The following is a 26979-nucleotide window of genomic DNA, read 5'->3' on the forward strand; positions in this document are numbered from 1 at the left end:
GCTTAAACTGCCTGCTTTAATTTATAAGGGAAACGCGCGTTGTACCTGCCGGGAACAAGCTCGTAAACCACTATGTTGGTCATAAAATATTTTGAATTGGTATACCCGTTGATTGTTTGTCTTTTTACCATGCTGTAAAACTTCTTCAACTCGGACGAGTATTTACCGTTAAACGGCGGAACCGGATTATTATCCATTTTAGCAGCTTCAAATTCTTCAGCCTTGCCTTCTTTCTCTATATCCAGTAAAAAGGTCTCCCGGGTTTTGGCATCAAGCTGATCAAACGTTTTACTATATTGTTTCTGCACGGCATCTGCAAAATGGCTCATTCCGGTTATAAATGCCTGCTGATCTTCTTTTTTATAGCAATCATCCACCATTTTCAGCACAAATAAATGCAGCAGCAGATCCCTTGCACCGGGCGTTGTTGTTTTGGGGATAACGGTTTCCGCAATATCACCTATCAGTTGCTCCTGACCGGCAGTGATATCCATGTTTTTGAGTGCTACCTTTGATTTCGCTTTATCCTGCGAACAGGCCGGGAGCAATGCTGCCCCTCCTATTATCAAAGCCAGGTTTTTAATGACGGTGCGCCGGTCCATTGTTTAAACTAAATTGTTTTAGCGAAGCCTCTTCTATCTGCCTGATAGTTTTTAATTTATTGGACAAATAAAGGGTAAGGCTTAATATGATTTATAACGTATCTCCAAACTTAATAATTACAATTTAAAATCAAAGGATGGAAAAATTAAATCTTCACAAAGGTGTAAGTTAGCTTTATACTGTTAATAGCCCCACTTTTTCATGATTTGTAAATCAATTTTTACACAATCGATGGGATCCTGACCCTGGTATGCTTCCTGTTCAATAATGAACAATGAGGTACCTCCTTTTTTGGCACCGGCTTTAACAATATCCCTCACCGGCAGGATCCCTTTGCCTAAGATGGTACTTTCAGTATCATCGCCATTATGCGGCGGTACTTTAATTTCGTCTTTTACGTGCATTGACTGGAACCGGCCTGGATATTTATTGATAAACTCCAACGCCATGCCGCCGGTGCTGAACATATTGCCAATATCAATTTGCTGGGCAACCAAAGCAGGATCGGTATTTTGGATGATATAATCGTAAAGGGTGATGTCGCCAACTTTGGTACTGATCTCAAAATTATGATTATGATAGCCAAACATCATTGACGATTGCTTGCAAAGCTCGCCGCATTTGTTAAACTGCTCCATTGTACGTTTCAAAGCATCGGTATCCGTACGTACTTTTTCATCCAACCATGGGCTTATCACAAACTTTTGCCCCAGGGTAGCTGCATCCTCAACGGTATATTTCCAGGCATCGGTAAAATCATTTTTAGATGCATCCCAATGCTGAGGTGTCATTACGGTATGACCGCTTGGCATTTTCAGGTCAAGATCGGTCAAAACTTTTTTGAACTCTTTTGCGGTGTAACCATAAAATTTCCTGTCGATATAATTGGCATGCTCCACATGTGCGTAACCTGCATCAGCAATTTTTTTAAGCGTTCCCTGCGGATCGGCCTTCATGGCATCACGTACACTGTAAAGCTGTACACCTACCCGCTTTAGTTTATTATCTGTTGCGGCAAATAAACTATCAGGAAGCAAGGCTGCCCCGGCTACGGCCATGGCTCCGGTTTTTAAAAATGATCTGCGTGTTGTATGCATGGTATTACGTTTTAAGGTTATTTTGCTATCGGAAATACAGGAAACAATAAATCAGAGTTACTTACAAAAGCCAGGTATTTGCTATCCGGCGCCCATGAAGGTGTGTTGATAGTACCCTGGCCTCCATATAAATAAGCTACCACTTTTGACGGACCGCCGCCAACAGGCATTACCCTTAAATATACATGTTTATAAAAGGGATGATCGCCGGGGGCTACTTCGCTTTTCAGGAAGGTAATATACTCTATCCACTTGCCATCGGGCGAAACGTGCGGGAACCAGTTGTTATAATCATCATTGGTAAGCTGGGTTTGCTCGCTGCCATCGGCTTTCATACGCCAAACCTGCATCAAACCGCTGCGTACCGAATTAAAGTAGATATACTTACCATCGGGCGAATATTCAGGGCCATCATCCAAACCCGGAGTATTGGTTAACCTTTCTTCGGGACCACCTGCTGCCGGGATGCGGTACACATCATATTCTTTATTGCGTTCGCCACAAAAAACAATGTACTTTTTATCGGGCGACCAGCCATGCATATAACTTGCCCCATGTCCGGTTTGTGTTATGCGGGTAGCTTCACCACCTGCCGAAGACACGGTATAACCGATAGACGGGCCGCCATCCCCGCTGCTGATGGCCAGCATTTTGCCGTCAAAAGAAAGCACGTGGTCGTTATTATTATTTTTAGCCATACCGGTATTGAGCAATGTTGGGGTATGCGATTTTAGGTCGAATTTATAAAGGGAACCTTCACTGTTATAAATGAGGGACTTACCATCCAGCATCCAATTTGGGGCCTGGATAGATTTTGGCGACTGGTAGATCACCGTGGTATTCTGGCTTTCCAGGTCGAGCAGTTCAATAGCGCTGCCTAAATATTGTTTATAAGGCACGAGTGTTGCCGGGGCCGGGGTAATTATGCGTACGTTGTTGAATACTGCCTTCTCAGTAACATCAGCATTGTGCGAGCAGATGAAAATGCCTACATAAACATCATCGCCCAAATCAAGGTCGGTCACTTCTTCGCTCACAAACAAATCGCCTTTGCGGGCTACCGACATGGTGTAGATATTGCCCTTGCGTTCCAGCTGGATCACATCGGCAGCGGTGATGGATGCCTTCTTTTCTTCGGTGATTCCGCTTACTGTTTTACGGTATTGCAGCGAGGTTAAACCATCGCCATGAACAACAGCATTGATATGTTTTGAGTTTGAATCGAGTGTAGCACGAACCATCAAACCGACTTTACGGTGCAGTTCAACACCCTTACCTATAAACGCGGCGTTGGTACGGAGGATGAAATCACCCTTCATTTTCTTCCACACAAAATGAAAATCATCATGCGTAGCCCAAATGTTTTGACCCGAGCCGGTAAGTGTATATTGCTGATTTTTGGCGTCATATACCCCACTGCCGGCATGCTTAACTGTACCCACATCTGTTTGGCCATCAAAGATCCCCAAATCCTGTGCATTTGCTCTCGGAACTGATAAAGCAAGGCAAGCCATGCATAAAACAACACTGAATATTTTACTGCGCATTGGTTTTTTGTGTTTAGTGTACACTATAATCGGTTCACTAAAGGTATATAATCAATTTGCAATTAAGATAGTACTATTTTAACATTTCTCCATTTTTTTAACGTATAACCAGATTTTTACAAAGTGTATTTTTAACACCTGGGTAGTTATTAAACCAAGTCTCGCCGTTGTTGGTGTTGTCACAATAGGTGTTCGGAAGAAATAAAAAAGCGGGGGGATTGTGCGATTCCCTCCCCTGGGAGGGTGTAGGGAGGGGTTCACCAATAGGCCTATTCATTTGAAATGGCGTACAAACCCCTCCCTGCCAACACACATTTCAGCCGCACCCTTCCCGAGGGAGGGAATTAAAAAAGCTTCCGAACAGTTGTTGTGACAACAACGGCAAGCAGAGGAGACGTTTCTTTAACACAAAAAAGCCATAGCAATTATCTCGCTATGGCTTTTGTATAATATTTATAAAAACAGCTTACTCCGCTGCCACCAATACATTAGCCTTATCAGCAACCAAAACGGCTACCGGCACAACTACCGGAACAGGAGTACAATATTCCTTCAAAAAATCAGCTTTTGAATCGCGGTATGAACTAACAGCCCCCAGCATGCTCATCATTTTAATATAACACCAGGCCAAATCAAACTGATATGGTTTAAAGCCAGAACGGGCACTTTTAGGATACAAATGGTGGTTATTATGCCACTCGCCTGCAACATAGCCCGGCCATAACTGATTGATGGACATATCCTCGCGGTTATGGTCTACACCATCGCGGCGCATATCTTTTCCCTTGCCGTGGCCCTCGTAATTAAAGGTACGTACACCAACTGCCCAGATCCCCGCCGAACCAAATACAGCGCAGGCCAGTGGTAGGCCGCCTAACAGGTAAAAAGCAGCAAACCAAAAACCCCAGTTTAATATGATACCAATTACAGTACGGGTTGGGTTGGCAAGGGTTCCCCATTTTTGATACTGTTTGTAAGTGTTAACAGTTATGCCTGTATGCTTCATCAGGTTAACACATTTGTTGTAAGAGGCTTCGTCCATATTACGGGCTATGGGCTGATGGTTAACATCGGCCAAAAAGCAATACATAAAACCACCCTGGGCATTATAAGGATCACCGGGCTGATCAGACAACGCATGGTGCACATGATGCGATACCGCGTAGATCTCTTCAGGGATAATTTTAAGTGTTAGGTTTTGTGTAAAAAAGCGCCAGAATTTATTTTTAAAAGTATAGGCGCCATGGGTGCAATACCTGTGGTGCCAGATAGTACCATGGGTACCCATAATGATCATGCTGTATACAAAGGCAACAATAAGCCCTGTAATGCTGAAATATTTAAAAATGAACAGCCCTAAAAACGGAACTAAAGCCAGTACTAACGACCAGCTTAAAAACGAGAGCCAGTTTTTTTTATCGCTGAATACATTCAAACGTTTAAAAAATTCCTTTACAATTTGCTTGTTGGTGGGTTTTGAGAGGTTTCCAAGTTCATCTGTCCAACCATATGCAGGTGGTTCGAGCACAGTGTTTAAAAATGCCATTAAGTTTTGGGGAGTTAGTTTAATTTGTCGGAGAATTGCTATAAATTGTCACAATATAGTAAAAAGTACTTATTGCTTATACGTAACAACGGGATAAATAGATTTAAATTACCCAACAAAAGATTAAAACTTTTTCAAAATAATTAAATTTCTTTATAGGAAATTATAAAAGGCAATATCAGCAACATATTACTTAATAAGAATTAATCATGTAGTAAGGTTACAGATTTTAAATAGGAATAATTTTTGATAGAAGATTAATCTGTTACCAAAGGGAGGCTAAAACTGAAGGTACTACCCTTGTTTACTTCTGAATTTACCCACAGCCTGCCGCCGTTAAATTCAACAAGCTCCTTACATAAAAACAAACCGATACCTGTTCCTTTTTCGCCGGAGGTGCCTGTTGCAGTATATTTTGTATTCAGGTTAAATAAACGATCGAGTTTTTCAGCAGGGATCCCGTTACCTGTATCAGTAATGCTAATTACCAGTAAGCCTTCATCAATAGTGCTTTGTAAAGTAACATTGCCGTTATCACCTGTAAATTTAATGGCATTGCTTACCAAATTACTTAAAACCACTTTTAGGTGCCGCTCATCAGCCTGCACACACATCCCCGGCAAAGCACGGTTTTCAAACCTGATATTTTTTTGCTGAAAAAGATAGCTGAAGATCCGCTCTGTCTCCATCCCAATTAAATGGATATCAACCGCCGATGGTTCGTGATTTACACCTTTGATCTGGCTTCCCGCCCATTCAAGCAGGTTTGACAGGGTTAATTCAGCACTCTGCACTACAGGTTCAATCTCTCCCATCAGGCTTTGTACTTCCTCTCCGGTTAAAACACCTGTATTGTAAAGGCGTAATATAGAATGCAGATTAGCAAGCGGCGTACGCAGGTCATGCCCTATTACAGCCAGTAACTTATCTTTAAGGCTATTAATACCGGCCAGGTTTGCAGACTGCCCCTCTATCAATTCTTTCTGAATCAGTAATGCTTTATGCTGTTTACGCATCCGGTTACTTAAAACTCGTTTTTGCTTGTAATGGTAATACGTAACCGATAAAGCCAATACTACTATCAGCAAGACGATAAACAGTGTAACGATTATAGCTTTCTGCAAATGGATTTTTTCCTGGTATGCCTTAGCCTTTTGCTCAACAGCTGCAATAGCATTAAGCCGGCTATTCAACTCAAAATAACTTTGGATCAGCTCCGTATTTTTACGTTTGTTAATAGTGTTAAGGCTATCAAGCGCCTGGGTGTATTTTTTTTGATAGGCCAGCGACTGCACCATATCGTGCTTTTGCTCAAAGCTGTAGGTCATGGTTTTATAAGCAGACGAGATGCCATCCATCACCCCTATACTATCTGATAAAGCTGCACCTTTTTGAGCAAGACCGATAGCTTTATCATACTGGTTTAACAAATTATAAATGGTAGCACGTTCAATAAATGATATAGCCCTCAAACGCTTGTTATTAACCAGATAGCTCATATGCAGGGCAGTATCTGAATAAGCAATGGCTTGCGGATACTGTTCCTTTAACCTGTAGGCATTAGCCAACCGGCTATACAATATACAAATTGCAGGCAGGTCATTGATGTTGCGGCTCAGTTGCATGGCCAGTTTAGCATTGGCTATCCCCTTATCGTATTGCTTAAGCCTGGCATAAACAAACGAACGTTCATTGTAAAGCTCGGCAAGCATTTTAGGATCATGACCTGCAAAGCGGGCGGCTATCTCTAAATTTTTTAAAGCCTTACCATAATTTTGCAAATCGGTATAGGCCCGGCCAATAGAATTATAACAATGAGCCAGCACCAATGGCTTGTTTTTGGGCAGATAGTTTAAAGCCGAGTTAAAATAAAATAAGCTGATAGGGTAATACGACTGTGACCAATACACATGCCCCAGGTTTAAAAAAGCGCTGCCTGTACCTTCATTATATTTTATTTTTTCCGAAAGTAATAATGCATGCTCGGCCATTACCCTTGCCTCATATGGGGCACCAACGTAGGTATTTTCAACAAGCTTATTAAGGCTATCGATAGTTTTGATCAGGGCAGGAGATTTTTTCGGATCCGTTCCGCTTTCCTTTTGCGCATAAGTAATACCATGCATCAATAACAGCAATAATAAACCTACAGGCCTCGTCATTCGCTAACAGTTTCAGACTGCAATCTAATAATAAACTTTATATACGCAATAGCTATCCGGCAACAAGGCAGCGCTCGCCCTGCAGCAGTTCAATGCAATGCTCATAGTTATCAGGCATTTGAATCTGTTCAACTTCCTTCATATAGCTTTGCTTAATTTCTTTGCGGCGGCGGGCTTCAATAAAACGCCTTACCTGCTCCCGGTTTTCCAGTACCAGGCCCGGTACTTTGGCGGGTTTATTAAACTCATCCCGGGCCACCATGGTAAAATAACTGGTATTGGTATGTTTTACCGAATGATTTTTGATATTTTCAGAGATCACCCTGATACCTACTACCAGCGATGTATTGCCCACATAATTTACCGATGCCATGAGCGATACCAGTTCCCCTACCTCTACAGGCTGCAAAAAATCTACGGTATCGATAGATGCGGTTACACAATAATTGCCCGCATGTTTGGCGGCGCACACATAAGCCACCTTATCCATCAGTGAAAGCAAGATCCCCCCGTGAATTTTTCCGCCGAAATTGGAGTATGAAGGGATCATCAGTTCGGTAATGGTGGCCTGCGAAAACGCTACGCTTTTATAGCCGTCGATATCGGGTAAAGTGCTCATAAATAATGATAATATAGTATAGGGTTAAGCGCTAAAGTACAATTTATGCAACATTAGTATTACATGGGGTTAAATCATTAAACCTTCACTAAACTTTAATGGTCAATAACCTAAATTGACCCTAAACTATGAAAAAACACTTACTGCTCGCTTTTATCGGCATTCTTTTTTTATCAACGGCCTATGCCCAGCAGCCCCGCGAAGTGCACGGAACTGTAGTTGACAGCGTGGGCGCCGTACCCGGAATTACCGTAAAACTGATATCTGATAAAGACAGTGTAGTGGTAGCAACCAGTACAGCCGGTGCATTTTATTTTCCGGCCGTTATCTCCAAAAATTTCAAGCTCAGCATAAGTGGCATCGGTTACCAACCATTTACCCGCCGTTATGTAATGGATAACGATACCAAACCCATTAAACTTGATCCCATTAAAGTAAAGGTGCAAACCAATATGCTGAACACGGTGGTGGTTTCGGCTGTGATCCCCATTACAATAAAAGAGGATACAGTTGAATACAAAGCCAGCGCCTATAAAGTGCGGGAAGGATCACCTGTAGAAGACCTGCTTAAAAAACTGCCTGGTGTAAGCGTTGATAAGGATGGCAACGTAACTGCACATGGCAAACAGGTTACCAAAGTACGGGTTAACGGTAAGGACTATTTTACCGGAGACGTACAAACCGCCACCCAAAACCTGCCTGCCGATATTGTAGAAAACATCCAGGTGATTGACGACTATGGCGACCAAGCTAATCTTACCGGCATCAAAACAGGTGATCCGGATAAGATCCTGAACATCACCATACAAAAGGGAAAAAGCAAAGGCAATTTTGGCCAGGGAAGCGTTGGCGTAGGTAACGACGATCGGTACCAGGCGCGTCTCTCGGCCAATTCATTCTACGACGCGCGGCAGCTGGCGCTCATCGGTACCTGGAATAACAATAATACCAACTCCTTTAATTTAGGCAGCAGCGGTGGCGGCGGTGGAAGGGCTGGTCGTGGTGGCGGTGGAGGCAGCAGCAGCGCTGGTGGCGTAAGTACTGCCAATGGGATTACTACCAACCGGTCTATAGGTACCAATTACCGCGACGACTGGAGTAAAAAAGTAACAGTGTATGGCAGCTATAGCTTTGCCGATAAAGACAGGGATATCAACAGTACAACTGAGCAGCAAAATCTTTATCAATCGGGCAACATCATCAATATGGATAACAGTACCAATCATAACCATGGTATTAATCACCGTTTTGATTTCAATATCGAATACAAAATAGATACATCCAACTATATTAAAATAAACCCCGGCTTTTCATATGCCACTGCCGAAAACATGAGCACCGATACTTTCAGCAACACACGCAACCAGAGTGTTGTTACGGGTGATGAACTGGCCCTAACCAATAACTCGTCGCAAACAGGCAGCATCAATGTATTGTACAACCATAAATTTCATAAAAAAGGCCGCAATTTTAGTATCAATGCCAATGCCAGTTATTCAAAAAACGATCAGGACCTGAACGATAAATACACTACCCGGCAGGATACTGTTGTTACACCTTTGTTTCAGCAGATCAATTCGGATAATCAATCACAAAAGGTAAGCCTGCATTTTTCATACATCGAACCTATTGGCAAAAGCACTTACCTGGAAAGTAACTACAGCTATAATTATTCAAATACTGATAATAACCGCTACAATTACCGGGTAGACCCCGTAACGGGCAGGCAAACCTATGTCGACTCGTTAAGTACAATATATAACTACCAGTTTATTACTAACCGTATCGGTTTAAACCTGCGCGGGGTACAAACTAAATATAATTACACCTTAGGTTTGGCAGTTCAACCTTCAAAGCTCGATGGCGAATCACATAATTTCCATACTACCACATCTACCTTCAATATTATACCTACAGCAAGGTTTATCTATAACTTTTCTAAAAACCATTCCTTTTCGTTCAATTACAGCGGCTCCAACGCCCAGCCTTCATTTAGCCAGCTACAGTTGCAGCCCGACTATTCAAACCCGCAAAACAGAATTTATGGCAATCCGGATTTAAAGCCCGAATTTACCAACAGCTTTAATGTACGCTACAACCAGTTTGATATTGCCAGTGGTAATTCCCTGTTCACCAGCTTATCATTTGCCGAAACACAGGATAAGATAGTTACCAATTCGGCGCCTGTTACCGATAGTACGCAAAGCACCAAAGGCAACAATACTATACAGGCAACCCGTTATATTAACACCAATGGTTTTTACAATGTAAACGGAAACTATACGTTTTCAAAACCTTTTGCCGAACGCAAATTCACTGTATCGTTAAACGGTGGTGCAAGCTACAGCAATAATATATCATACATTGAAAACGCAAGGAACGAGGGTAAAAACTGGGTATTTAACCAGGGCGCTAAACTGAGGGTAGATATTGACAGCATTATGGACAGCGAGATCAGCGCCAATTATAGCCTTAACACCACACGTTATAGTCTTCCATCGTCATTAAATACCGATGCCCAAACCTGGACACTGGGACTTGACGGCCGTAATTACTTTTTTTACAGCTGGGTATTAGGTTACAGCTTAACGCAAACCATAAATCACGGCTTCAGCAGCACAGTAAAGGCCGATCCTACCTTATTGACAAGCTATGTTGAATACCAGTTCTTAAAAAAACATATCGCCTCGCTCCGGTTCCAGGCTTTTGATATTTTTGACGAAAACAAAGGTATAACACGTACTGCGGTAGGCAACCAGATCATCGATACCCGCACCAACCGGTTGGGAAGATATTTTATGCTCAGCTTTACGCTCCGGCTTCAAAAATTTGCAGGCAGCCGTCCGCAGGGGCGTAATGGCGGCGGTCGTGGTTTTGGCGGAGGAGGCGGCGGCGGGCGCCGAGGCGGCCGGGGATAATTTGTATCCCGCTTTTTTTGGAGATAAGTTAAACGCTGTTATATATTTACAAAAATCTATATCCCTGCATTGAGAACACTTATTTTAACCTTTATATCGATATTATTTATCGGCAGTGTGTTTGCACAAACAAAGGACGCCGCCACCGGAAAAACTGCTCCCGAAACGGTTGTCATAAAACATCGCCTTACCGATTCGGTGGTTGAACGGTTCAATGTACTTAAAAGCAATAAAGGCATCCGGCAGGGCTTATACCAGGCCCTTTACCAAAAAAACTATGCGCTTGCCAGCGGGTACTACGAAAATGACAAAAAAACCGGTGTTTGGCACTTTTTTGATAACCGGGGGCATCTTGTACAAAACTTCGACTACAGAACCAACCAGGTCACCTACGAAGCCCCTGAAGACACCACATCAAACCTGCATTACATTGTTGATGTGCAGCTAAACGATACAGCAAGGGTTACCAAACCGATTAAAATAGGCGGCCGCTTTTTTGGATACCTGCCCTACCTTAACCTGTTTAAGCTTCCACCCGATTTGATGAACCTTAACCCCAATGTATCTTTCGGCATGATTGAATTGCTGGTTAGCCCACTGGGCAGGCTTGCGTCATTCAAAGTACATGTGTATAGCGGCAATTATGAGAAAGCTTTTAATATGAGTATCGATGTCCCCGACCCTGCCGATAAGATCTTTATACCGGCCACAGTAAACGATGAGCCGGTAGCATGCCGTATAGTTATGAAGTGCGCTTTCAGGAACGATGGCGGGCTGGAGTTTTATTAATAAAAATTAGTACCCGCCGAAAAAACCTTTTGCAAAAAACGCAAAAGTAAACACTCCATAGCATTTTTTTATTAATTATCCATACAGACCCAAAAGCAGCTGCAAACGCAAGGCATAATTTAATAATTAACACGAGAGCCGCAGAAAAACCAATTGGGAAGGGCTTAAGGCTATAATTAGTTTTGATATCAGATTTAGGCAACCTTATCAGGCCTAACAAAGATCATTAAAAATTAAAACCTTAAAAAAATGAAACCTTCAACTATCTTATCCGCCATTCAATTATTATTGAACAATGCGGCTCCTGCACTCCGCATCAGGAACAATTATGTAATTCAGTTTGCTTTAGTAATGCGCACAAGGCGCAGTGTTTTAAATGTCTTTGCCATTGCATGCTGCCTGCTTTTAGCAAACTGTACCAAAGAAAAAGTTGAGCCGAACACCGCCCCCAGCCCTGCGCCTATGGGTGCAACGGCAGTTAACGCAACTATGGCTGCAACAACCGGCAGCCCACTTGACAATTTAAGTATCATTGAGATGCCTATAGCAAATGGATATTTGTATGGGAATATCAACGGTACGGGTTTATACAATTTCAAACCGACAGCCCGCGAAGTTCTCCACCCTGAAGTTGCATCAAGGGTTATCATAAATACGCAACTAACACAAGCAGGCTTTAGCATTAACTTTGTAAAAGGGGGCTATTTGCCATCATCAGGAAAACCATTCTATTTTTTGAAAGTTGCAGACAAGTATTTATCTGTCGGGCTTATCGGGCTTTATTTTGCCGATGCTATCCCGCAGAATGAGCAATTAAGCAAATGGGTATTTACAAAAGGGCCTCAGGTTACCGGTGCACCCGGCACTACTTTCTTTATCAGCAGTGTAGGCTTTGGCGCAACTACCGTTTATTCATTACAGGTTTTACATGATGACAGCAGAAATGAATATTACATCGGTTTCAGGCCGCTTAACAGCGCCGATAAGCAACAAGTGTTTTCCATTTCTAATACAAGCTCGGTGCCGCCAAACACAAAATAAGCTACCTATCACAATTCAAGTGTTATTATACGAGCAACCTGCCAGTTCAACAAACAAAAAAACCCGCTATTTTCATAACGGGCTTTTTTATTTTGATATCCTGATCGATAATTAGTGATCATGGTGACCATCCGGGCCGTGTGCGTGGCCGTGTGATAGTTCTTCGGGAGTTGCAGGACGTACTTCAAGGATATTACCTTTAAAGTGCAGTTCCTGGCCAGCCATTGGGTGGTTAAGGTCAACAATAACAGCATCTTCGGCAATTGAAACTACCATAGCCTGAAAACGGTGGCCCTGGTTATCCTGTAAAGGCAAAATGCTGCCTATTTCAGGCAATTCAGTACCCTGAAACATTTCTTTTGGCAGGTTGGCTACTGCTTCTTCATCATATACACCATAGGCATCTTCAGGAGATAAGCGAAACTCGTAGCTATCACCGGTTGCAAGTGTGCTCAGGTTTTCTTCAAATTTGGGCAGCATCTGGCCTGCACCAAATAAAAAGGTTAGCGGCTGTTCCTGGGTGGTACTTTCTACCAAAGTTTCGGTGCCGGTGTTTTCACGGTCTACGTACAAATCGTAGGTTAATGATACTACGTGTTGTGGTGCAATCTTCATTATAAATTGTTTTTAGTTGTAAAATCTGGCTTCAACCTCATTAAGGGCGTCTGCCGGGTTATTAGCAGGTAATCCGCAGGTTTTATCTTTACAAATAAAAATTTGTGTTGATGCACCAAACTTATCCTGCAGCAAAGGTAAACTTCCTGCATTACCGCCCAACATAATTTTATTGGGGATGTAATTATTTTCCATTTCCTTTCTGAAAGCTTCCGCTCCGGCACCGGTTATTGCAATTTCATTTATTCCAAACACCTCATCCAGCAAAAGCATCACCCAGTTTGAATAGGCCGATCCATACTTTGCCAGCTGAGGCATTACATTGCGTAACAACTGCGCCGAAACTTCAACGTAACTTTCGTTATCAAAAAGCAAGCCTAACTTTTTAAGCACCCGTGCCATAACCGAATTGGAGGCCGGGATTACCCCATCCATAATTTCAGATTTACGGGCAATCAGCTGCTCATCATCATCGGCCGTAAAAAAGAAGATGCCCTGTGTTTCGTCATAATAGTGGGCTATAGCCGTATCAGCAAGGTTTTTGGCCTGCAGTAGCCAGTGCTCATCAAAGGTAACTTCATAAAGGGCAATAAGGCCGTCGATGATGTTAGCATAATCATCCAAAAATGCAACAGGCTTATCCTGTGACGATGTGGCGCTATAAACCCGTGAGAGCCTGCCATTTTGACCAAGCAGGTTATTTAAAATAAACCCGGCATTGTTCAGTGCAAGCTTAAGATATGCTGGTTTATTGAAAGTACGGTAAGCGTCTGCAAGTCCTTTAAGCATTAACCCGTTCCATGATGCCAGGATCTTGTTATCCAATCCCGGCCGTACACGGATGCTGCGTGCTTCAAATACTTTTTGTTTTGAAGCATTTATTTTAGCAAGTAATTCATCAACCTGTAAGCCTAACTTTTTGGCGAGTTCTTCATCGCTATCCTTGCGGAATAACACATTTGCTTCTTCTTCTTCCCAATTGCCATCCTCCGTAATATTGTAGTAGATGCTGAACAGTCCGGCTTCATCGCCCAGGATCTCTTCGATCTCCTCTTTGGTGAAAATATAGAATTTGCCCTCTTTCCCCTCACTATCCGCGTCGAGCGCCGAATAAAAGCCATAATCTGGCGACATCAGCTCACAAGTACTGAAAGTAATGATCTCATCAACTACCTGCCTGTACAATTCATCAGGCCTCCAGGTGTAAGCTTCGGCATACAGGCTGATGAGCTGGGCATTATCATACAGCATTTTTTCAAAGTGTGGCACATGCCAGCGACCATCAACCGAATAACGGGCAAAGCCGCCGCCAACATGATCATAGATCCCGCCGAAAGCCATTTTATGCAATGTAAGCTTTACCTGTTGGGCAATCTCTTCATCCTTCATTAAATGTGCGTAGCGCATTAAAGCCAGCCAGTTATTAGGCATCGGGAATTTAGGCGCGTTACCTGTGCCCCCCTCCTGTTTATCAAAATAGCGCCTCCAGTTATTGATAATGGTTTGCAGGTCGGTTTTACTGTATTGGGTCTGGGCTTCCACAAACTCTATCGATTCATATTTCTGGATCCCTTCGGTAAGGCGTACTGCGTAATCTTCTGCTTCTTCAGGTTTTTGTTTGTAGAAATCGGCCAGGTTAAAGAGCAGCGATGTCCAGTCGTTTTTAGGGAAGTAGGTACCTCCGTAAATAGGCCTTTGATCGGGCAGGCAAATGCAGTTTAACGGCCAGCCGCCCCTGCCGCTCATCAGTTGCACGGCACTCATATATATCTGGTCAACATCGGGGCGTTCCTCCCTATCCACCTTGATACAAACAAAATACTCGTTCATTACCGCGGCTACGGCTTCATCCTCAAAGCTTTCATGCTCCATAACATGGCACCAGTGGCAGGCCGAGTAGCCGATACTTACCAGGATGAGCTTATTTTCGGCCCTGGCCCTATCAAGGGCTTCCTTGCCCCAGGGATACCAGTTAACCGGGTTATTGGCATGTTGTAATAAATATGGCGATGTTGAGTTGGCCAGGCGATTCATATGATAAATGTATTTGCTGCAAAAATGCAGATATAATTGCACCTGTAAGTTAAATGGTAATTATTTAGAAAAGTTTTACTAAAGAGAGGTATTTATAAGCCTTGTTATGAGGAGAAATTTTTTCTCGCAAAGACGCGAAGACGCAAAGCTTTTTTTCTTAGCGCCTTCGCGTCTTTGCGTGCATATCTAAACCAAAAATCTTTAACGTAGTAACCGATTGTTTAAGCTCATAATAGTTTATTCATGATGACAATTTCATATAAACACTTTTTAAAAGTAACATCCCCATTACAACCCAAAACAAATAAGTCAAAATCACTTATATCCAACCCTTTCGGCATCTAAAATTGTCAAACTCACAAATTATTTCCCTTTATTTGCCCCCTTATTATCAAAAATTTAAGATGCACTGTTTAAAACTGAATTATTTACTATGCGCTGTAGCGCTGATGCCCTTAACGCGAACGGCATCGGCACAAAGTACCGATACTACAAAGTACAATCACCAGGACCTTTTTGGTCCTATTACCTGGCCGGTTACCAGCGGCGGAACACGCTCGGCAGCAGGCAAGCCATCTCCTGCATACTGGCAAAACCGTGCTGATTACCAGATCAAAGCTTCCCTTAACGAAGGTAAGGATACTACTATCACCGGCGAAGTTACCATCACCTATACCAACAACAGTCCCGATAAATTGGATTACCTGTGGCTGCAGCTGGATCAAAACCTGTTCAAACCTGATTCGCGCGGGGCGGCTGTAACCCCGTATACCGGCGACCGCTTTGACGTTCGCGGTTTTAGTCGTGGCGGCTACCATATTGCCTCTGTTGATGTTACTTACAAAGGCGAAACCTATAAGGTTGATCCTGTTATAACCGATGCCCGCATGCAGCTGCGCCTTAATACCCCGATGGATGGCAAAGGCGAAAAAATAGAGATTAAAGTTAACTACGATTTTGCTATTCCTTTTTATGGCGCCGACCGCATGGGCCGCAAAAAATTTAAGCAGGGTTATGTTTATGAAATTGCCCAGTGGTACCCGCGCATGTGCGTTTATGACGATGTGGAAGGCTGGAACACCCTGCCTTACATGGGCTTAGGCGAGTTTTATTGCGAATACGGCGATTTTGATTATTACATCACCGCTCCTGCCAATAAAATAGTGGTTGGCTCGGGCGATTTGCAAAACCCTGAAGAGGTGCTTACTCCTGCTCAATTAAAAAGACTGGAAGATGCCCGCAACAGCGATAAAACGGTAACTATAATCAGCGCTGGCGAGGTTGGCAGAGGTTCAACCCGCCCGTTTAAGGGTATGCTGACCTGGCACTATAAAATGCAAAACACCCGCGATATTGCCTGGGGCGCCTCGGATGCTTTCATTTGGGATGCGGCAAGGGTTAACTTCCCGTCTGGCCGTAAAGGTATCGCTATGTCGGCCTACCCTGTTGAAAGCTCGGGCTACGATGGCTGGGGACGCTCAACCGAGTACCTGAAAAGCAGCATGGAAATTTACTCGAAAGCTTACTTTGAATATCCATGGAACTCGGCTGTAAACGTATCGGGCGTTGCATTGGGTATGGAGTATCCCGGCGCTATCTTTTGCCTCAGTAACTTTAAAAAAGGGCAGCTTTGGGGCGATGTTACCCACGAGATAGGTCATAACTGGTTCCCGATGATAGTAGGCTCAAACGAGCGCAAATACATGTGGATGGATGAAGGTTTCAATACTTTCATTAATGAATACGCCACCGAGCAGTTTAACAATGGCGAATATGTTGACAAAAGCGGATCGGCACAAAACGTACTGGCCGGTTACCGCAACAGTAAAGACCCGCTCATGACCGCTCCTGAAGCTATAGGCTTGAATGATTATGGTCAATACTACAACAAAACTGCTTTAGGACTGGATATATTACGGAATGTGGTGATTGGCCCCGAGCGTTTTGATTATGCCTTCCGCGAGTATGTTAAAAACTGGGCATTTAAGCACCCGCTGCCCTATGACCTTTTCAGAGCTATGAATGATGCCAGCGGTGAAGACCTGAACTGGTTCTGGAAATCATGGTTCTTTACTACCTGGAAGCTTGATCAGGCTATTACTTCGGTAAGCTACATCAAAGGTAATCCGGCCGAAGGCGCACTGATCACCCTTACCAATAACGAAAAAATGGCTATGCCTGTTGATCTTAAAATTGTTCAGGTTAACGGTAAAACCGAAACTCTTCACCTGCCGGTAAATATCTGGCAGCGCGATGGCGTTTGGAAGTTTAAATATCCATCAACATCGGCCATCAAAAGTATGGAGATTGATCCGGATCACGAACTGCCCGACGTTGACCTGAAAAACAACGTTTACAGGGGAGAGTGATTTTGATTTCGGATTTCGGAATTTCGATTTCAGATTTGTGTGGAGATTAGAGATTAGAGATTAGAGATTAGAGATTAGAGATTAGAGGAAATTTTTCAATGGCGATGAGTGTTTGAGCTCATCGCCATTTTTTATGGTTTTTTCTCAATCAAAATTAACCTGGCCGAAGTTTGTTTTAATAATGATGTTTTTATTTGCATCGCCTTTGCCTAAGTGGCCTTTATAGCTTTTTGTGGCAATGTCGGTCGTTGTATTATCCGGCAGTTTAATCTTAGGATCGCTGCTGTTTAAATTTCCATAACAGGTGCTTACATCAAAATTGGCATTTAACCCGGTAATCCGGCCTACCTCAACGCTGCTGTAGGCGGCATTTACATTTAACGTTTTTATGTTTTTGTCGATATTTTCTATCCTGAGCTGCTTACCGAACCTTACATTAATGTTGGCCGACGAATAAACTTTCCCTATTCGTGCCGGGCCATAACTTACACTGGCATTTAGGTTATTACCTTCATTAAGGTCGAGGCTGCCGTGTATAATTTCGAGCCTGGTACCGCTAAAGCCTTCAATATCGGCATTGCCAAAGTTTACTTTTACGTAGTTAAGCGGGTTGATCAATCGTTTTGCTTTAAGATTGCCATATAGGTTGTTCAACAATAATTTTCCTTCAAAATCGGGCAAAATGGTTGTTCCATAGCTGTTGTTGATGCTTAAAGCATTTTTCGATGGCATAAAAACAACATAATTCACTTCTATTTTTTTAATATGAGGCTTATCCTCTCCCTTCCATAACACATTGCCATTATTGCCGTCGTCATCGCCAATGATTGTTTTAAAAGATACTGTAGCCTCCCTCCTGCTGTCGCTTACATTAATCGCGTTTAAAAAGTTCTGTGCGTCGGTTTGTTTATCGGCATAAATATTTACCTGTACTTCTATGCTAAACTCATTACGGTTCCAGGTGTTTATTTTAACCTCACCAAAACGGTTATCGATCATTAGCCCATCCAATTTGCCGGCAGTATAAAGCTTAGTGTACTTTTTTGATGCGATTTTTATTGAATTACTTTTAATCTGATCCTGCAGATTGTCATCATCATAAATAATCCCGATGTTTTTTAAAACATCCGGGGCTGGCATAATTACAGCGGTGCCGCTACCAAGCGTATCGGCTTCATTCAGGTTAACAACAGCGTTATCAGTTTCTGCTTTATTGGCATCCTGTGCAACGCTTTTGTTTGCGGCAACAGTAAAACAGATCAGGAACACCAGGTTCAGGCTAAATTTAATTTTCATTTTGCAAATCATATCTATCAGGTTATACCATAAATGACACACCACTTTTTAATGAGTTGCATCATCCAAAAACAAAACCCGGCAGTTATGCTGCACGCCGCTATTGCATGAAAGCTATTTAACTTACTATCAGTTGTTTTAGTTGTAAAAAACCACTAAAACAATTATCTTTACAAAAAGATAAAATACCACACAATAACATCACATCTAACTGTTAATAAGGTAGATATCAGTCAATATACTGCTATATTGACTTCAATAGGGTCTGGGGAATATTTTTAATTATAAAACATTTTGTTTATTTGTGACATTAAGAGCTAATAGCGATTACACTACAATTAGCATTTTATCTATGGCAAAAAATATACTCATAATTGAAGATGATGCCGAAATTTTACGGGTACTGGAAACGGTGCTCACTTTTCATGATTTTGAGGTTACGGGCCTTAACCGTACCGATGATATTATTGCAGCCGTAAAAAACTACAACCCCGACCTGGTTTTAACTGATTATATGTTGCCCGGCCTCAATGGCGGCCGCATTTGCCAGCTTATTAAAGGCAACGAAGATACCCGGCATATCCCGGTAATCCTGATCTCGGCCTATCATGAACAGGCCATTGCCCTGGTTAACTTCGGTTATGATGCTTTTGTTCCCAAACCTTTTGATGTAAATAAGCTGGTGAAAACGATTAACAGGTTTTTGAATTAGACTTTTAAATAATCTTGACAGTCTTATAAACCTTAATAGCAGGAGATTTACTTTATTTTTCTTTTACGGTATATTTTAAAATAGCAATACGTAAAAAGCCCGATTGCCAAAAGCCATGCAAATGGTAGTATCTTTTTCTGATTCTCTATACTATCTCTCGCACAATCATGGCTTAAATAAGTTACTCCATCCACATCAACGTTTACAACCTCTAATAAATCATTGTTCATTATCAAACCGTTGGTCTTTAAAACCGATAACCTTATAACATGTCCTGGTTTTACATTATCAACAAAGGTATCGTAGTAAAAACAGTCGGCCCAATTAGCACCAATTTGATAGTGCTTATCATTTTCTTGAACATAAAGGCCATAATTTAAACTCCCTCTCCCTCCTGTATTTTTTGTTATAGCTCTTAAATGCAAAGCATTAATAACAACGTTATCCCCGTCAAAATCAGCAGTCAAGGCATCGCAGGTTAAAATAATAGCCCAAAACAATGCTACTAATGTTGCTACTATCCATTTTAAATTATCAAACTTCATTATTCAATTATAATGAATACAAATCCGAAATCGAAAATCCGAAATCCGAAATCCACAAAACTCCTTTCCCCTTTCGCCCCAAAACCTTAATTTCGCTGCTTCAAGAAAAGAGGAAAAGATTTTGGATTATTTACAGGGATTAAACCCCGAACAAAGGGCAGCGGTTGAACAAACTGAAGGGCCGGTAATGATTATTGCCGGTGCCGGATCGGGCAAAACACGTGTTATTACCTATCGCGTGGCGCATTTGGTACGCAAGGGTGTTGATTCATTTAACATACTGGTACTTACCTTTACCAACAAAGCAGCCCGCGAAATGCGCGAGCGTATTACGCATGTTGTTGGCAATGAGGCCAAAAATATATGGATGGGCACCTTCCACTCAGTGTTTGCCAAAATACTACGGGTGGAGGCCGAAAAAATTGGCTATCCCAGCAATTTCACCATTTATGATACCGACGACAGCAAGAGCGTATTAAGGGCCATTTTAAAAGAAATGAACCTTGATGACAAGCTGTACAGTGTAAACTTTGTACTTAACCGCATTTCGGCGTCAAAAAACAACCTGATCTCGTGGCAGGAATATAACAAGAACGAACAGATCCAGGCCGACGACTTTTCGAGCGGCCGAGGGCAAATGGGCAAAATTTACGAAATGTATGCCACCCGCTGCTACCGTGCCGGCGCAATGGACTTTGACGATTTGCTGTACAAAACCAACGAACTGCTAAAGCTGCATCCCGATGTGCTCAACAAATACCAGCATAAGTTTAAATACTTAATGGTTGACGAGTATCAGGATACTAACTTTTCACAGTACCTGATTGTTAAAAAGCTTGCGGCAGTTAACGAAAACTTATGTGTTGTAGGTGATGATGCCCAAAGTATTTATGCTTTCCGTGGCGCCAACATCCAAAACATCTTAAACTTTGAAAAGGATTATCCCGATCTGAAAGTGTTTAAGCTGGAGCAAAACTACCGCTCAACCCAAAACATTGTGAATGTGGCCAACAGCATCATCCGCAATAATAAAGATCAGCTTAAAAAGAACGTATTCTCCGAAAAAGAATCGGGCGATAAGATTAAAGTTATGCGTGCCTTCAGCGATAACGAGGAGGGTAAGATAGTAGCCGAAGCCATTATGCAGGACCGCAGCTCAAACGGGCTTAAATGGTCGGCATTTGCCATACTTTACCGTACCAACGCGCAATCCCGCTCCATGGAGGAGGCTTTACGCAAGCTGGGCATCCCATATAAAATATACGGCGGGCTTTCATTTTACCAGCGTAAGGAAATTAAGGACCTGATATCTTATTTCAGGCTCACCTTCAACCCTAATGATGAGGAAGCCTTAAAGCGTGTTATCAATTACCCTAAACGCGGTATTGGTGACACCTCGGTTGATAAGATCATTGTTGCTGCCGACCAGCACGGCATAACACCCTGGGAAGTGATAGTTGAACCGGCCAAATACCTGGAAGGAAAAATATCCGGTGCGGTTTCCAATTTTGCTGTCATGATCCAGAGTTTCCAGGTGTTGACCAAAACCAAATCAGCCTACGAATCGGCTTTATATATTGCGCAGCACTCGGGCTTATTGAAGGATCTTTATGAAGATAAATCGGTTGAGGGACTTAACCGTTACGAAAATATACAGGAGCTTTTAAACGGTATCAAGGAGTTTTCGGAGCGTGAGGATATTGAAGAAAAAGGCCTTGATATTTTCATGCAGGATGTAGCCCTGCTTACCAACGATGACAAGGATAAAAACAAGGATGCCGAAACAGTATCGCTCATGACCATCCACTCGTCAAAAGGTTTGGAATTTCCGCAGGTATATGTTGTGGGGCTGGAAGAAAATCTTTTCCCTTCGCAAATGTCGCTTAACTCACGCAGCGATCTTGAGGAAGAGCGCCGCCTGTTTTATGTAGCCGTTACCCGTGCCGAAAGCAAGCTGCATATCAGTTACGCCACCTCACGTTTTAAGTTTGGAACATTGATTAATTGCGAGCCAAGCCGTTTTTTAGACGAAATTGATGCTAAATACCTTGAGCTCGATTACACCGCCAAACCCGCTTCGGGCAGTAATCCGTTCTTTGACGATGAACGCAAAGCATGGAGCCGGGACAAACAGCCAGATACATTTTCAAAGCCAAAACCGGCAGCTGCCGCACCAGTAAAAACCACATCCATACTGGCCAAAGCCCATGTGCCTTCAGCCGATTTCAAGCCATCAGATACATCCAATCTGCAGGTTGGTATGCAGGTTGAGCATGAACGTTTTGGCTTTGGTAAAGTACTTTCACTTGAGGGTAATAAGCCCGATATAAAGGCTACGATCTTCTTCAAGGAGATTGGTCAAAAGCAATTATTGCTAAAATTTGCAAAGCTCTACATAGTTCAGTAAACATAAACTAAGAGTTAAAATCCCTACTTTGAGGAAATGATTCCCCATGCCTCACCACAACCCATCATTAAATTGCCCTTATAACACTAATTTAAAGGTAATTTAATGATGGCATACCATTTGGATTGTATTAGTATCCCTTTCCTTAATTAATACTTAATTGAATATGAGCGATACTATAAAAAAGAAAACAAACAAATCCGTTGGTAAAAACATCCGGACATTACGCCATCAGCACGGATGGAGCCAGGAAGACGTGGCTAACCGATTGGGCATCTCTATTCCGGCATTTTCAAAAATTGAAACCGGCGTAACCGATATTAACTTATCGCGCCTTGAACAAATTGCTAATATTTTTGATATAAACGTAGTGAACCTACTGGCCCTTGATACCGAAGAGGTTGATATGAAACCATCAAGTTTAAGCGTTGCGCAAAAAAAGCTGATAGACCGCGAATCGGAAATTGCTAATTTACAGCGTAAGGTAATATTGCTATATGAGGAATTACGCAACAAAGCCAGCTTAGCAATATAATTGTGTGTTGTAAATGTTACAATTTACAGATAGTGTACATTGTTTGCTTCGCATTTGTGTCCTGTTTTAGCAGCTGCGTTAAATAACAGTTAACAATATTTAATAAAAGGAAATTAAAATAAAACTCCTTTTATTGTGTCAGCTAATTTATCGATAATGAGCGTTTTATAAGGGTTTTGGAGTAATAATTGTGGCATACGGATTATAAATACAAAAACGTATGTCAAATTATCTTATCTCCATATCAAAAAACGAAACCTTGAGCGATGGTATCATTCATGATCCCAAAAGTAAGCTAAAAGTTAAGGCATTTGATTTACTGAGGGCCCGTTTTAAACCCAGCAAAGGCGAAGTAAGATTTTTTGTAACCTCCGGCAATGAAACACTGGCTTTTGAAACTCAGGGCTATAACAAACACAGGCAATTGCTGGTTTTACAAATGATATCGTGGTATTGTATTTACCTTGGCCTCATAGAAGCACAGATACACTCAAGCCTGCCGGTACACTTTAGTTAAGGAAAATTATCGTTACAGGTTAAACCCGTGGCGGGTTATGCAGCATATCGCTCATTTCGATGATCTTTTCATCAATTTCAGATACGCACTTATCCATCATATCCAAACATTCGGCCTGGTCAACCAGGCCTTCTTTTTCGAGGTTAATTAAGCCCCGTAAAGTAGCTATAGGCCCCCTGATCTGGTGCGACAGGTATGAAGAATGCTCGGAAAGCTTTTTATTTTTTAACTGCAGGTCCTTAGTACGTTCATCAATAATTTCTTCAAGATGATGGTTTATACGGTCGAGGTTATCTTTTTGCCGTGATACTTCCCCGTTTAAGAGGGTAAGCTGTGAATTGGTTTTAGCCTTGCGCTTTACATTGCTTATAAGCAAACCAATTACTACAAGCATCAAACCCGCAACCACAGTTACCGCCCAAAATTTTGTCCGGTCGTAAGCCTGGCGCTCTGCAATTCTTTCGTTCTCTTTCAACTGCTCTTCCTGCCTGCGCTTGGCCTCAACCAAATTCATTTGTGCAGATACGTTAGTTTTGTAAGTAACGCTATCCTGCGTATATATTTCCCTTAATAAACTTACCGCACGGGCGTAGTTCTTTTTATTATACTCCAGTTCGTATGTAGTATATTTGTAATCGTAATCAAGCTTTGGGTCTTTCACTAACTGGGTATAGGCAGTTCCCTCCTGCACCATCTTTTCTGCATTTTTAAAATCGCCCTTGGTCATATAAAGCGCCGCAAGCGTAAGGTCAACGCTGGCTACCGATTCATTCAAATCTCCGGCTTTTGCCCCTGTATTGGCTTCAAGCAATAAACTCAGCGCTTTATCATAATCTTTAAGCTTAAAATAAATAACGCCGCGATTTTGTAAACACTGGATCATGTTTATCGTATCATGTCGCTTTTGAAATATCGGAAAGCTTTTGTCATAAAACTTAAGCGCCATGTACAGGTTATTTTTACGTGTATAAACGTTACCTATGTTTAGGTATAATGATCCAAGCAGTTTAGTATCATTTATTTTTTGAGCTATTTCCAACCCTTTATTAAGATAATCAAGAGAGCGTTCATAATCATGATCGCGAAACAGGATCCCAATATTATTATAAACACTTGCTTCCCCCCTCAGGTTATTGTTACGGGTGAAATATGAAAGTGCATTCAGATAGTTTTCAATAGCTTTTTCGGGTTGATCCAAATAGTATTTACCTATACCTATAACACGATAAGCTTCGGCAATACCATCAATATAATTAAGCTTGGTTGATAGCTTGAGGGCCTTATTAGCATCTTCAACAGTTTGCTCCGGGTTGGTTAACCTGTTTTTATATGCATTGGCATTTATAGTTATAACTTCATTAGTATCTTTAGCAGCAATATCAATTATATCATTCGCGTATACCGTCAACGATAATAAAAAGAATAATATAAATGCGCCGATTTTTTTCATTAAAAAACTTTTACGTTCTGTTCGGGTGAAAGTTATAAAATAATGCTGAATTATATTTAATGTTAAGAATAAAAAACGCTGTGGAAAATTATTTTTATATTTTTTCCAACTAATTAAAAAACATATTTATATTTGCAGTGTTAAATATTTGATATACAACATATTAAATACAAAAAAACAATTATTCCATACCACTTTGAGCAGGTTATAACCAATTACAATAATATTTCAACATATATGTAAAATGTGCAGTAGCGGCTATAATTTGTATATCAAATAAGTGAAATAATGTGAAAAACGTGCAATAAATTGTATACCATGCAACTAACTAACACAAATGATATTACATTTAAAATTAGTAATTTAACCCCGTAATTAAGAGTGTAAAAATACGAAACAGATAACATTTTTTTAAAATTTAAAACAACAGCATTTTTAAAAAACAGAGAGTAAAATCCGGCTTTTAAAATATTTGTGATAAGCTTAAAATAAGCTTGATGAGTTTTAATAAATATTTACTATCGTATTAATTTAAAAAATAGAATAATAAATACAATAATTAATCAATATGAAAAAAACAGTGTTTTTTGTACTCCTTACCGTAGGCGCCGGGGTACTGTCATCGTCATCAGTTTTGTCTTCATCAGCAAAAAAAGATGCACAGCCAACAGCTGTCAATTTCACCAAAACACCCACAGGTTTTAAACGCGACCTGGGAAGTGCCGACTGAGATCAATAAAATCAATACAAGAAATTCAACATCGATAAATAATACACGGTCATGAAAAAAATAATCACCATCGCTTTAGCAGTTCTGTTCACAGGAGCTATTACATCATGCAAAAAGGAAAGCCCCAAAGTTGAGTTTGCTAACCTTCATTCATTTACAACCGGTTATAAAAGAGACCTGGGAAGTGCTGACTGATTTATTTATTCAAGATCAATAAAACATAAAAACAACATGAAAAAATTCATCCTCATAGCAACAGTAGCCCTTAGTGCAGGTGCATTATCATCAGCTACAAACAAAAATGAAAACAAAGAGAAACCTGTAATTACGCAAGTAAACTCATTGACAACCGGCTTTAAAAGAGATTTAGGCAGCGCCGACTAAGCAACAAGCAATAACATACAAAAGAGATATATCAAACAAAAAATATTTACGTCCCCCCACATATTTAAAAACATCATGAAAAATTTAACACTGATAGCAACCTTAGCATTAAGCACCATATTATCAACTGCAACATTGGCTAACGCAGCCAACGGCCCTCAACCAAAACGTGATTTAGGTTCTGCCGATGCCCGCGGTCCTCAGCCAAAACGTGACTTAGGTTCTGCTGATTTTGCCCGTGGCCCTCAACCAAAACGCGACTTAGGCTCTGCTGATTTTGCTCGTGGCCCTCAGCCAAAACGTGATTTAGGTTCTGCTGATTTCGCTTTCGGCCCTCAGCCAAAACGCGACTTAGGTTCTGCTGATTTCGCTTTCGGCCCTCAGCCAAAACGCGACTTAGGTTCTGCTGATTTCGCTTTCGGTCCTCAGCCAAAACGCGACTTAGGTTCTGCTGATTTCGCTTTCGGTCCTCAGCCAAAACGTGACTTAGGTTCTGCTGATTTTGCTTTCGGTCCTCAGCCAAAACGTGATCTGGGTTCTGCTGATTTCGCTTTCGGCCCTCAGCCAAAACGTGACTTAGGTTCTGCTGATTTCGCTTTCGGTCCTCAGCCAAAAAGAGATTTGGGTTCTGCTGATTTCGCTTTCGGTCCTCAGCCAAAACGTGATTTAGGTTCTGCTGATTTCGCTTTCGGCCCTCAGCCAAAACGTGACTTAGGTTCTGCTGACTTTGCTTTCGGTCCTCAGCCAAAAAGAGATTTAGGTTCTGCTGATTTTGCTCAGTCTGGTCCTGGTCCAAAAAGAGATTTAGGTTCTGCTGATTTCGCTTTCGGTCCTCAACCAAAACGCGACTTAGGTTCTGCTGATTTCGCTCAGTCTGGTCCTGGTCCAAAAAGAGATTTAGGTTCTGCTGATTTTGCTCAATCTGGTCCTGGCCCGAAAAGAGATTTAGGTTCTGCTGATTTTGCTCAGTCTGGTCCTGGTCCAAAAAGAGATTTAGGTTCTGCTGATTTCGCTCAGTCTGGTCCTGGTCCAAAAAGAGATTTAGGTTCTGCTGATTTTGCTC

At 41.7% G+C, this 26979-nt stretch carries 23 protein-coding genes; 12 read left to right on the plus strand and 11 right to left on the minus strand.

The window, feature by feature from the left end:
• Positions 1–2: 2 nt before the first annotated feature.
• The 6 genes from ACFFGT_RS23125 to ACFFGT_RS23150 form a co-directional block, all read right to left on the minus strand.
• Positions 3–602, minus strand: coding sequence for a gluconate 2-dehydrogenase subunit 3 family protein (locus tag ACFFGT_RS23125; RefSeq protein ID WP_377024889.1), 600 nt, complete (start codon positions 600–602; stop codon positions 3–5).
• Between the two features lie 183 nt (positions 603–785).
• On the minus strand, positions 786–1700 hold the full coding sequence (locus tag ACFFGT_RS23130; RefSeq protein WP_377024890.1) for a TIM barrel protein: 915 nt from the start codon (positions 1698–1700) through the stop codon (positions 786–788).
• A 17-nt stretch (positions 1701–1717) separates the two neighbouring features.
• A complete protein-coding gene (locus tag ACFFGT_RS23135; RefSeq protein ID WP_377024891.1) occupies positions 1718–3247 on the minus strand; it encodes a TolB family protein in 1530 nt (509 codons plus the stop codon).
• A 466-nt stretch (positions 3248–3713) separates the two neighbouring features.
• Positions 3714–4793, minus strand: a complete 1080-nt coding sequence (locus tag ACFFGT_RS23140) for a fatty acid desaturase (RefSeq protein ID WP_377024892.1) — start codon at positions 4791–4793, stop codon at positions 3714–3716.
• A 257-nt stretch (positions 4794–5050) separates the two neighbouring features.
• Positions 5051–6955, minus strand: a complete 1905-nt coding sequence (locus tag ACFFGT_RS23145) for an ATP-binding protein (protein WP_377024893.1) — start codon at positions 6953–6955, stop codon at positions 5051–5053.
• Positions 6956–7007: 52 nt separating this feature from the next.
• The gene (locus tag ACFFGT_RS23150) at positions 7008–7574 is read right to left on the minus strand and encodes an acyl-CoA thioesterase (protein ID WP_121233902.1); all 567 of its coding nucleotides are present in this window, start codon (positions 7572–7574) and stop codon (positions 7008–7010) included.
• Positions 7575–7702: 128 nt separating this feature from the next.
• Here ACFFGT_RS23150 and ACFFGT_RS23155 point away from each other — a divergent pair, with 128 nt between their 5' ends.
• From ACFFGT_RS23155 to ACFFGT_RS23165, 3 genes are all read left to right on the plus strand, one after another.
• Positions 7703–10492, plus strand: a complete 2790-nt coding sequence (locus tag ACFFGT_RS23155; protein WP_377024894.1) for a TonB-dependent receptor domain-containing protein — start codon at positions 7703–7705, stop codon at positions 10490–10492.
• Positions 10493–10561: 69 nt separating this feature from the next.
• On the plus strand, positions 10562–11281 hold the full coding sequence (locus ACFFGT_RS23160; protein ID WP_377024895.1) for a toxin-antitoxin system YwqK family antitoxin: 720 nt from the start codon (positions 10562–10564) through the stop codon (positions 11279–11281).
• Positions 11282–11530: 249 nt separating this feature from the next.
• Positions 11531–12322, plus strand: coding sequence for a hypothetical protein (locus tag ACFFGT_RS23165; RefSeq protein ID WP_377024896.1), 792 nt, complete (start codon positions 11531–11533; stop codon positions 12320–12322).
• Between the two features lie 111 nt (positions 12323–12433).
• Here the strand turns inward: ACFFGT_RS23165 and ACFFGT_RS23170 are convergent, their stop codons facing one another.
• Together ACFFGT_RS23170 and ACFFGT_RS23175 are read right to left on the minus strand one after the other, a co-directional pair.
• Complete coding sequence (locus ACFFGT_RS23170) at positions 12434–12937, minus strand: FKBP-type peptidyl-prolyl cis-trans isomerase (protein ID WP_377024897.1); 504 nt, start codon at positions 12935–12937, stop codon at positions 12434–12436.
• Positions 12938–12949: 12 nt separating this feature from the next.
• Complete coding sequence (locus ACFFGT_RS23175; RefSeq protein WP_377024898.1) at positions 12950–14971, minus strand: thioredoxin domain-containing protein; 2022 nt, start codon at positions 14969–14971, stop codon at positions 12950–12952.
• A gap of 404 nt (positions 14972–15375) precedes the next feature.
• Between ACFFGT_RS23175 and ACFFGT_RS23180 the strand changes: the two genes are divergently transcribed.
• Positions 15376–17340: a M1 family metallopeptidase gene (locus ACFFGT_RS23180; protein ID WP_377024899.1), complete on the plus strand. Its 1965-nt coding sequence runs from the start codon at positions 15376–15378 to the stop codon at positions 17338–17340.
• 144 nt (positions 17341–17484) lie between these two features.
• Here the strand turns inward: ACFFGT_RS23180 and ACFFGT_RS23185 are convergent, their stop codons facing one another.
• On the minus strand, positions 17485–18636 hold the full coding sequence (locus ACFFGT_RS23185) for a hypothetical protein (RefSeq protein ID WP_377024900.1): 1152 nt from the start codon (positions 18634–18636) through the stop codon (positions 17485–17487).
• A gap of 352 nt (positions 18637–18988) precedes the next feature.
• Here ACFFGT_RS23185 and ACFFGT_RS23190 point away from each other — a divergent pair, with 352 nt between their 5' ends.
• A complete protein-coding gene (locus ACFFGT_RS23190) occupies positions 18989–19348 on the plus strand; it encodes a response regulator (protein ID WP_377024901.1) in 360 nt (119 codons plus the stop codon).
• 47 nt (positions 19349–19395) lie between these two features.
• Here the strand turns inward: ACFFGT_RS23190 and ACFFGT_RS23195 are convergent, their stop codons facing one another.
• Positions 19396–19893 carry a hypothetical protein gene (locus ACFFGT_RS23195; RefSeq protein ID WP_377024902.1) on the minus strand — a complete coding sequence of 166 codons (498 nt, stop codon included), beginning with the start codon at positions 19891–19893 and terminating at the stop codon, positions 19396–19398.
• Between the two features lie 121 nt (positions 19894–20014).
• Between ACFFGT_RS23195 and ACFFGT_RS23200 the strand changes: the two genes are divergently transcribed.
• The 3 genes from ACFFGT_RS23200 (at position 20015) to ACFFGT_RS23210 (ending at position 23352) form a co-directional block, all read left to right on the plus strand.
• Positions 20015–22300 (plus strand): ATP-dependent helicase, encoded by a 2286-nt coding sequence (locus ACFFGT_RS23200; RefSeq protein ID WP_377024903.1) that lies wholly within the window; start codon positions 20015–20017, stop codon positions 22298–22300.
• 166 nt (positions 22301–22466) lie between these two features.
• Positions 22467–22835 carry a helix-turn-helix domain-containing protein gene (locus tag ACFFGT_RS23205; protein ID WP_377024904.1) on the plus strand — a complete coding sequence of 123 codons (369 nt, stop codon included), beginning with the start codon at positions 22467–22469 and terminating at the stop codon, positions 22833–22835.
• Between the two features lie 220 nt (positions 22836–23055).
• Positions 23056–23352 carry a hypothetical protein gene (locus ACFFGT_RS23210; protein WP_377024905.1) on the plus strand — a complete coding sequence of 99 codons (297 nt, stop codon included), beginning with the start codon at positions 23056–23058 and terminating at the stop codon, positions 23350–23352.
• 19 nt (positions 23353–23371) lie between these two features.
• On the opposite strand, the gene ACFFGT_RS23215 is transcribed toward ACFFGT_RS23210, so the two are convergent.
• Positions 23372–24802: a tetratricopeptide repeat protein gene (locus ACFFGT_RS23215; RefSeq protein ID WP_377024906.1), complete on the minus strand. Its 1431-nt coding sequence runs from the start codon at positions 24800–24802 to the stop codon at positions 23372–23374.
• A gap of 568 nt (positions 24803–25370) precedes the next feature.
• On the opposite strand from ACFFGT_RS23215, the gene ACFFGT_RS23220 reads away from it, so the two are divergent.
• From ACFFGT_RS23220 to ACFFGT_RS23235, 4 genes are all read left to right on the plus strand, one after another.
• The gene (locus ACFFGT_RS23220; RefSeq protein WP_162996918.1) at positions 25371–25532 is read left to right on the plus strand and encodes a hypothetical protein; all 162 of its coding nucleotides are present in this window, start codon (positions 25371–25373) and stop codon (positions 25530–25532) included.
• Between the two features lie 51 nt (positions 25533–25583).
• Positions 25584–25727 (plus strand): hypothetical protein, encoded by a 144-nt coding sequence (locus ACFFGT_RS23225; RefSeq protein ID WP_377024907.1) that lies wholly within the window; start codon positions 25584–25586, stop codon positions 25725–25727.
• 36 nt (positions 25728–25763) lie between these two features.
• Positions 25764–25916, plus strand: coding sequence for a hypothetical protein (locus tag ACFFGT_RS23230; protein WP_377024908.1), 153 nt, complete (start codon positions 25764–25766; stop codon positions 25914–25916).
• A gap of 75 nt (positions 25917–25991) precedes the next feature.
• A partial coding sequence (locus ACFFGT_RS23235) for a hypothetical protein (RefSeq protein ID WP_377024909.1) occupies positions 25992–26979 on the plus strand: 988 nt, incomplete at its 3' end.

The organism is Mucilaginibacter angelicae, from assembly GCF_042434235.1.
GTDB classification, from domain to species: Bacteria; Bacteroidota; Bacteroidia; order Sphingobacteriales; family Sphingobacteriaceae; genus Mucilaginibacter; species Mucilaginibacter angelicae.

What these genes read in the sequence shown, in the direction of transcription:
- ACFFGT_RS23190 (WP_377024901.1), top strand. Translation starts at nt 18,989, where the DNA reads ATGGCAAAAAATATACTCATAATTGAAGATGATGCCGAAATTTTACGG.
- ACFFGT_RS23225 (WP_377024907.1), top strand. Translation starts at nt 25,584, where the DNA reads ATGAAAAAAATAATCACCATCGCTTTAGCAGTTCTGTTCACAGGAGCT.
- ACFFGT_RS23195 (WP_377024902.1), bottom strand. Translation starts at nt 19,893, where the DNA reads ATGAAGTTTGATAATTTAAAATGGATAGTAGCAACATTAGTAGCATTG.
- ACFFGT_RS23155 (WP_377024894.1), top strand. Translation starts at nt 7,703, where the DNA reads ATGAAAAAACACTTACTGCTCGCTTTTATCGGCATTCTTTTTTTATCA.
- ACFFGT_RS23140 (WP_377024892.1), bottom strand. Translation starts at nt 4,793, where the DNA reads ATGGCATTTTTAAACACTGTGCTCGAACCACCTGCATATGGTTGGACA.
- ACFFGT_RS23230 (WP_377024908.1), top strand. Translation starts at nt 25,764, where the DNA reads ATGAAAAAATTCATCCTCATAGCAACAGTAGCCCTTAGTGCAGGTGCA.
- ACFFGT_RS23125 (WP_377024889.1), bottom strand. Translation starts at nt 602, where the DNA reads ATGGACCGGCGCACCGTCATTAAAAACCTGGCTTTGATAATAGGAGGG.
- ACFFGT_RS23205 (WP_377024904.1), top strand. Translation starts at nt 22,467, where the DNA reads ATGAGCGATACTATAAAAAAGAAAACAAACAAATCCGTTGGTAAAAAC.
- ACFFGT_RS23175 (WP_377024898.1), bottom strand. Translation starts at nt 14,971, where the DNA reads ATGAATCGCCTGGCCAACTCAACATCGCCATATTTATTACAACATGCC.
- ACFFGT_RS23220 (WP_162996918.1), top strand. Translation starts at nt 25,371, where the DNA reads ATGAAAAAAACAGTGTTTTTTGTACTCCTTACCGTAGGCGCCGGGGTA.
- ACFFGT_RS23145 (WP_377024893.1), bottom strand. Translation starts at nt 6,955, where the DNA reads ATGACGAGGCCTGTAGGTTTATTATTGCTGTTATTGATGCATGGTATT.
- ACFFGT_RS23130 (WP_377024890.1), bottom strand. Translation starts at nt 1,700, where the DNA reads ATGCATACAACACGCAGATCATTTTTAAAAACCGGAGCCATGGCCGTA.
- ACFFGT_RS23180 (WP_377024899.1), top strand. Translation starts at nt 15,376, where the DNA reads ATGCACTGTTTAAAACTGAATTATTTACTATGCGCTGTAGCGCTGATG.
- ACFFGT_RS23165 (WP_377024896.1), top strand. Translation starts at nt 11,531, where the DNA reads ATGAAACCTTCAACTATCTTATCCGCCATTCAATTATTATTGAACAAT.
- ACFFGT_RS23170 (WP_377024897.1), bottom strand. Translation starts at nt 12,937, where the DNA reads ATGAAGATTGCACCACAACACGTAGTATCATTAACCTACGATTTGTAC.
- ACFFGT_RS23215 (WP_377024906.1), bottom strand. Translation starts at nt 24,802, where the DNA reads ATGAAAAAAATCGGCGCATTTATATTATTCTTTTTATTATCGTTGACG.
- ACFFGT_RS23210 (WP_377024905.1), top strand. Translation starts at nt 23,056, where the DNA reads ATGTCAAATTATCTTATCTCCATATCAAAAAACGAAACCTTGAGCGAT.
- ACFFGT_RS23150 (WP_121233902.1), bottom strand. Translation starts at nt 7,574, where the DNA reads ATGAGCACTTTACCCGATATCGACGGCTATAAAAGCGTAGCGTTTTCG.
- ACFFGT_RS23185 (WP_377024900.1), bottom strand. Translation starts at nt 18,636, where the DNA reads ATGAAAATTAAATTTAGCCTGAACCTGGTGTTCCTGATCTGTTTTACT.
- ACFFGT_RS23135 (WP_377024891.1), bottom strand. Translation starts at nt 3,247, where the DNA reads ATGCGCAGTAAAATATTCAGTGTTGTTTTATGCATGGCTTGCCTTGCT.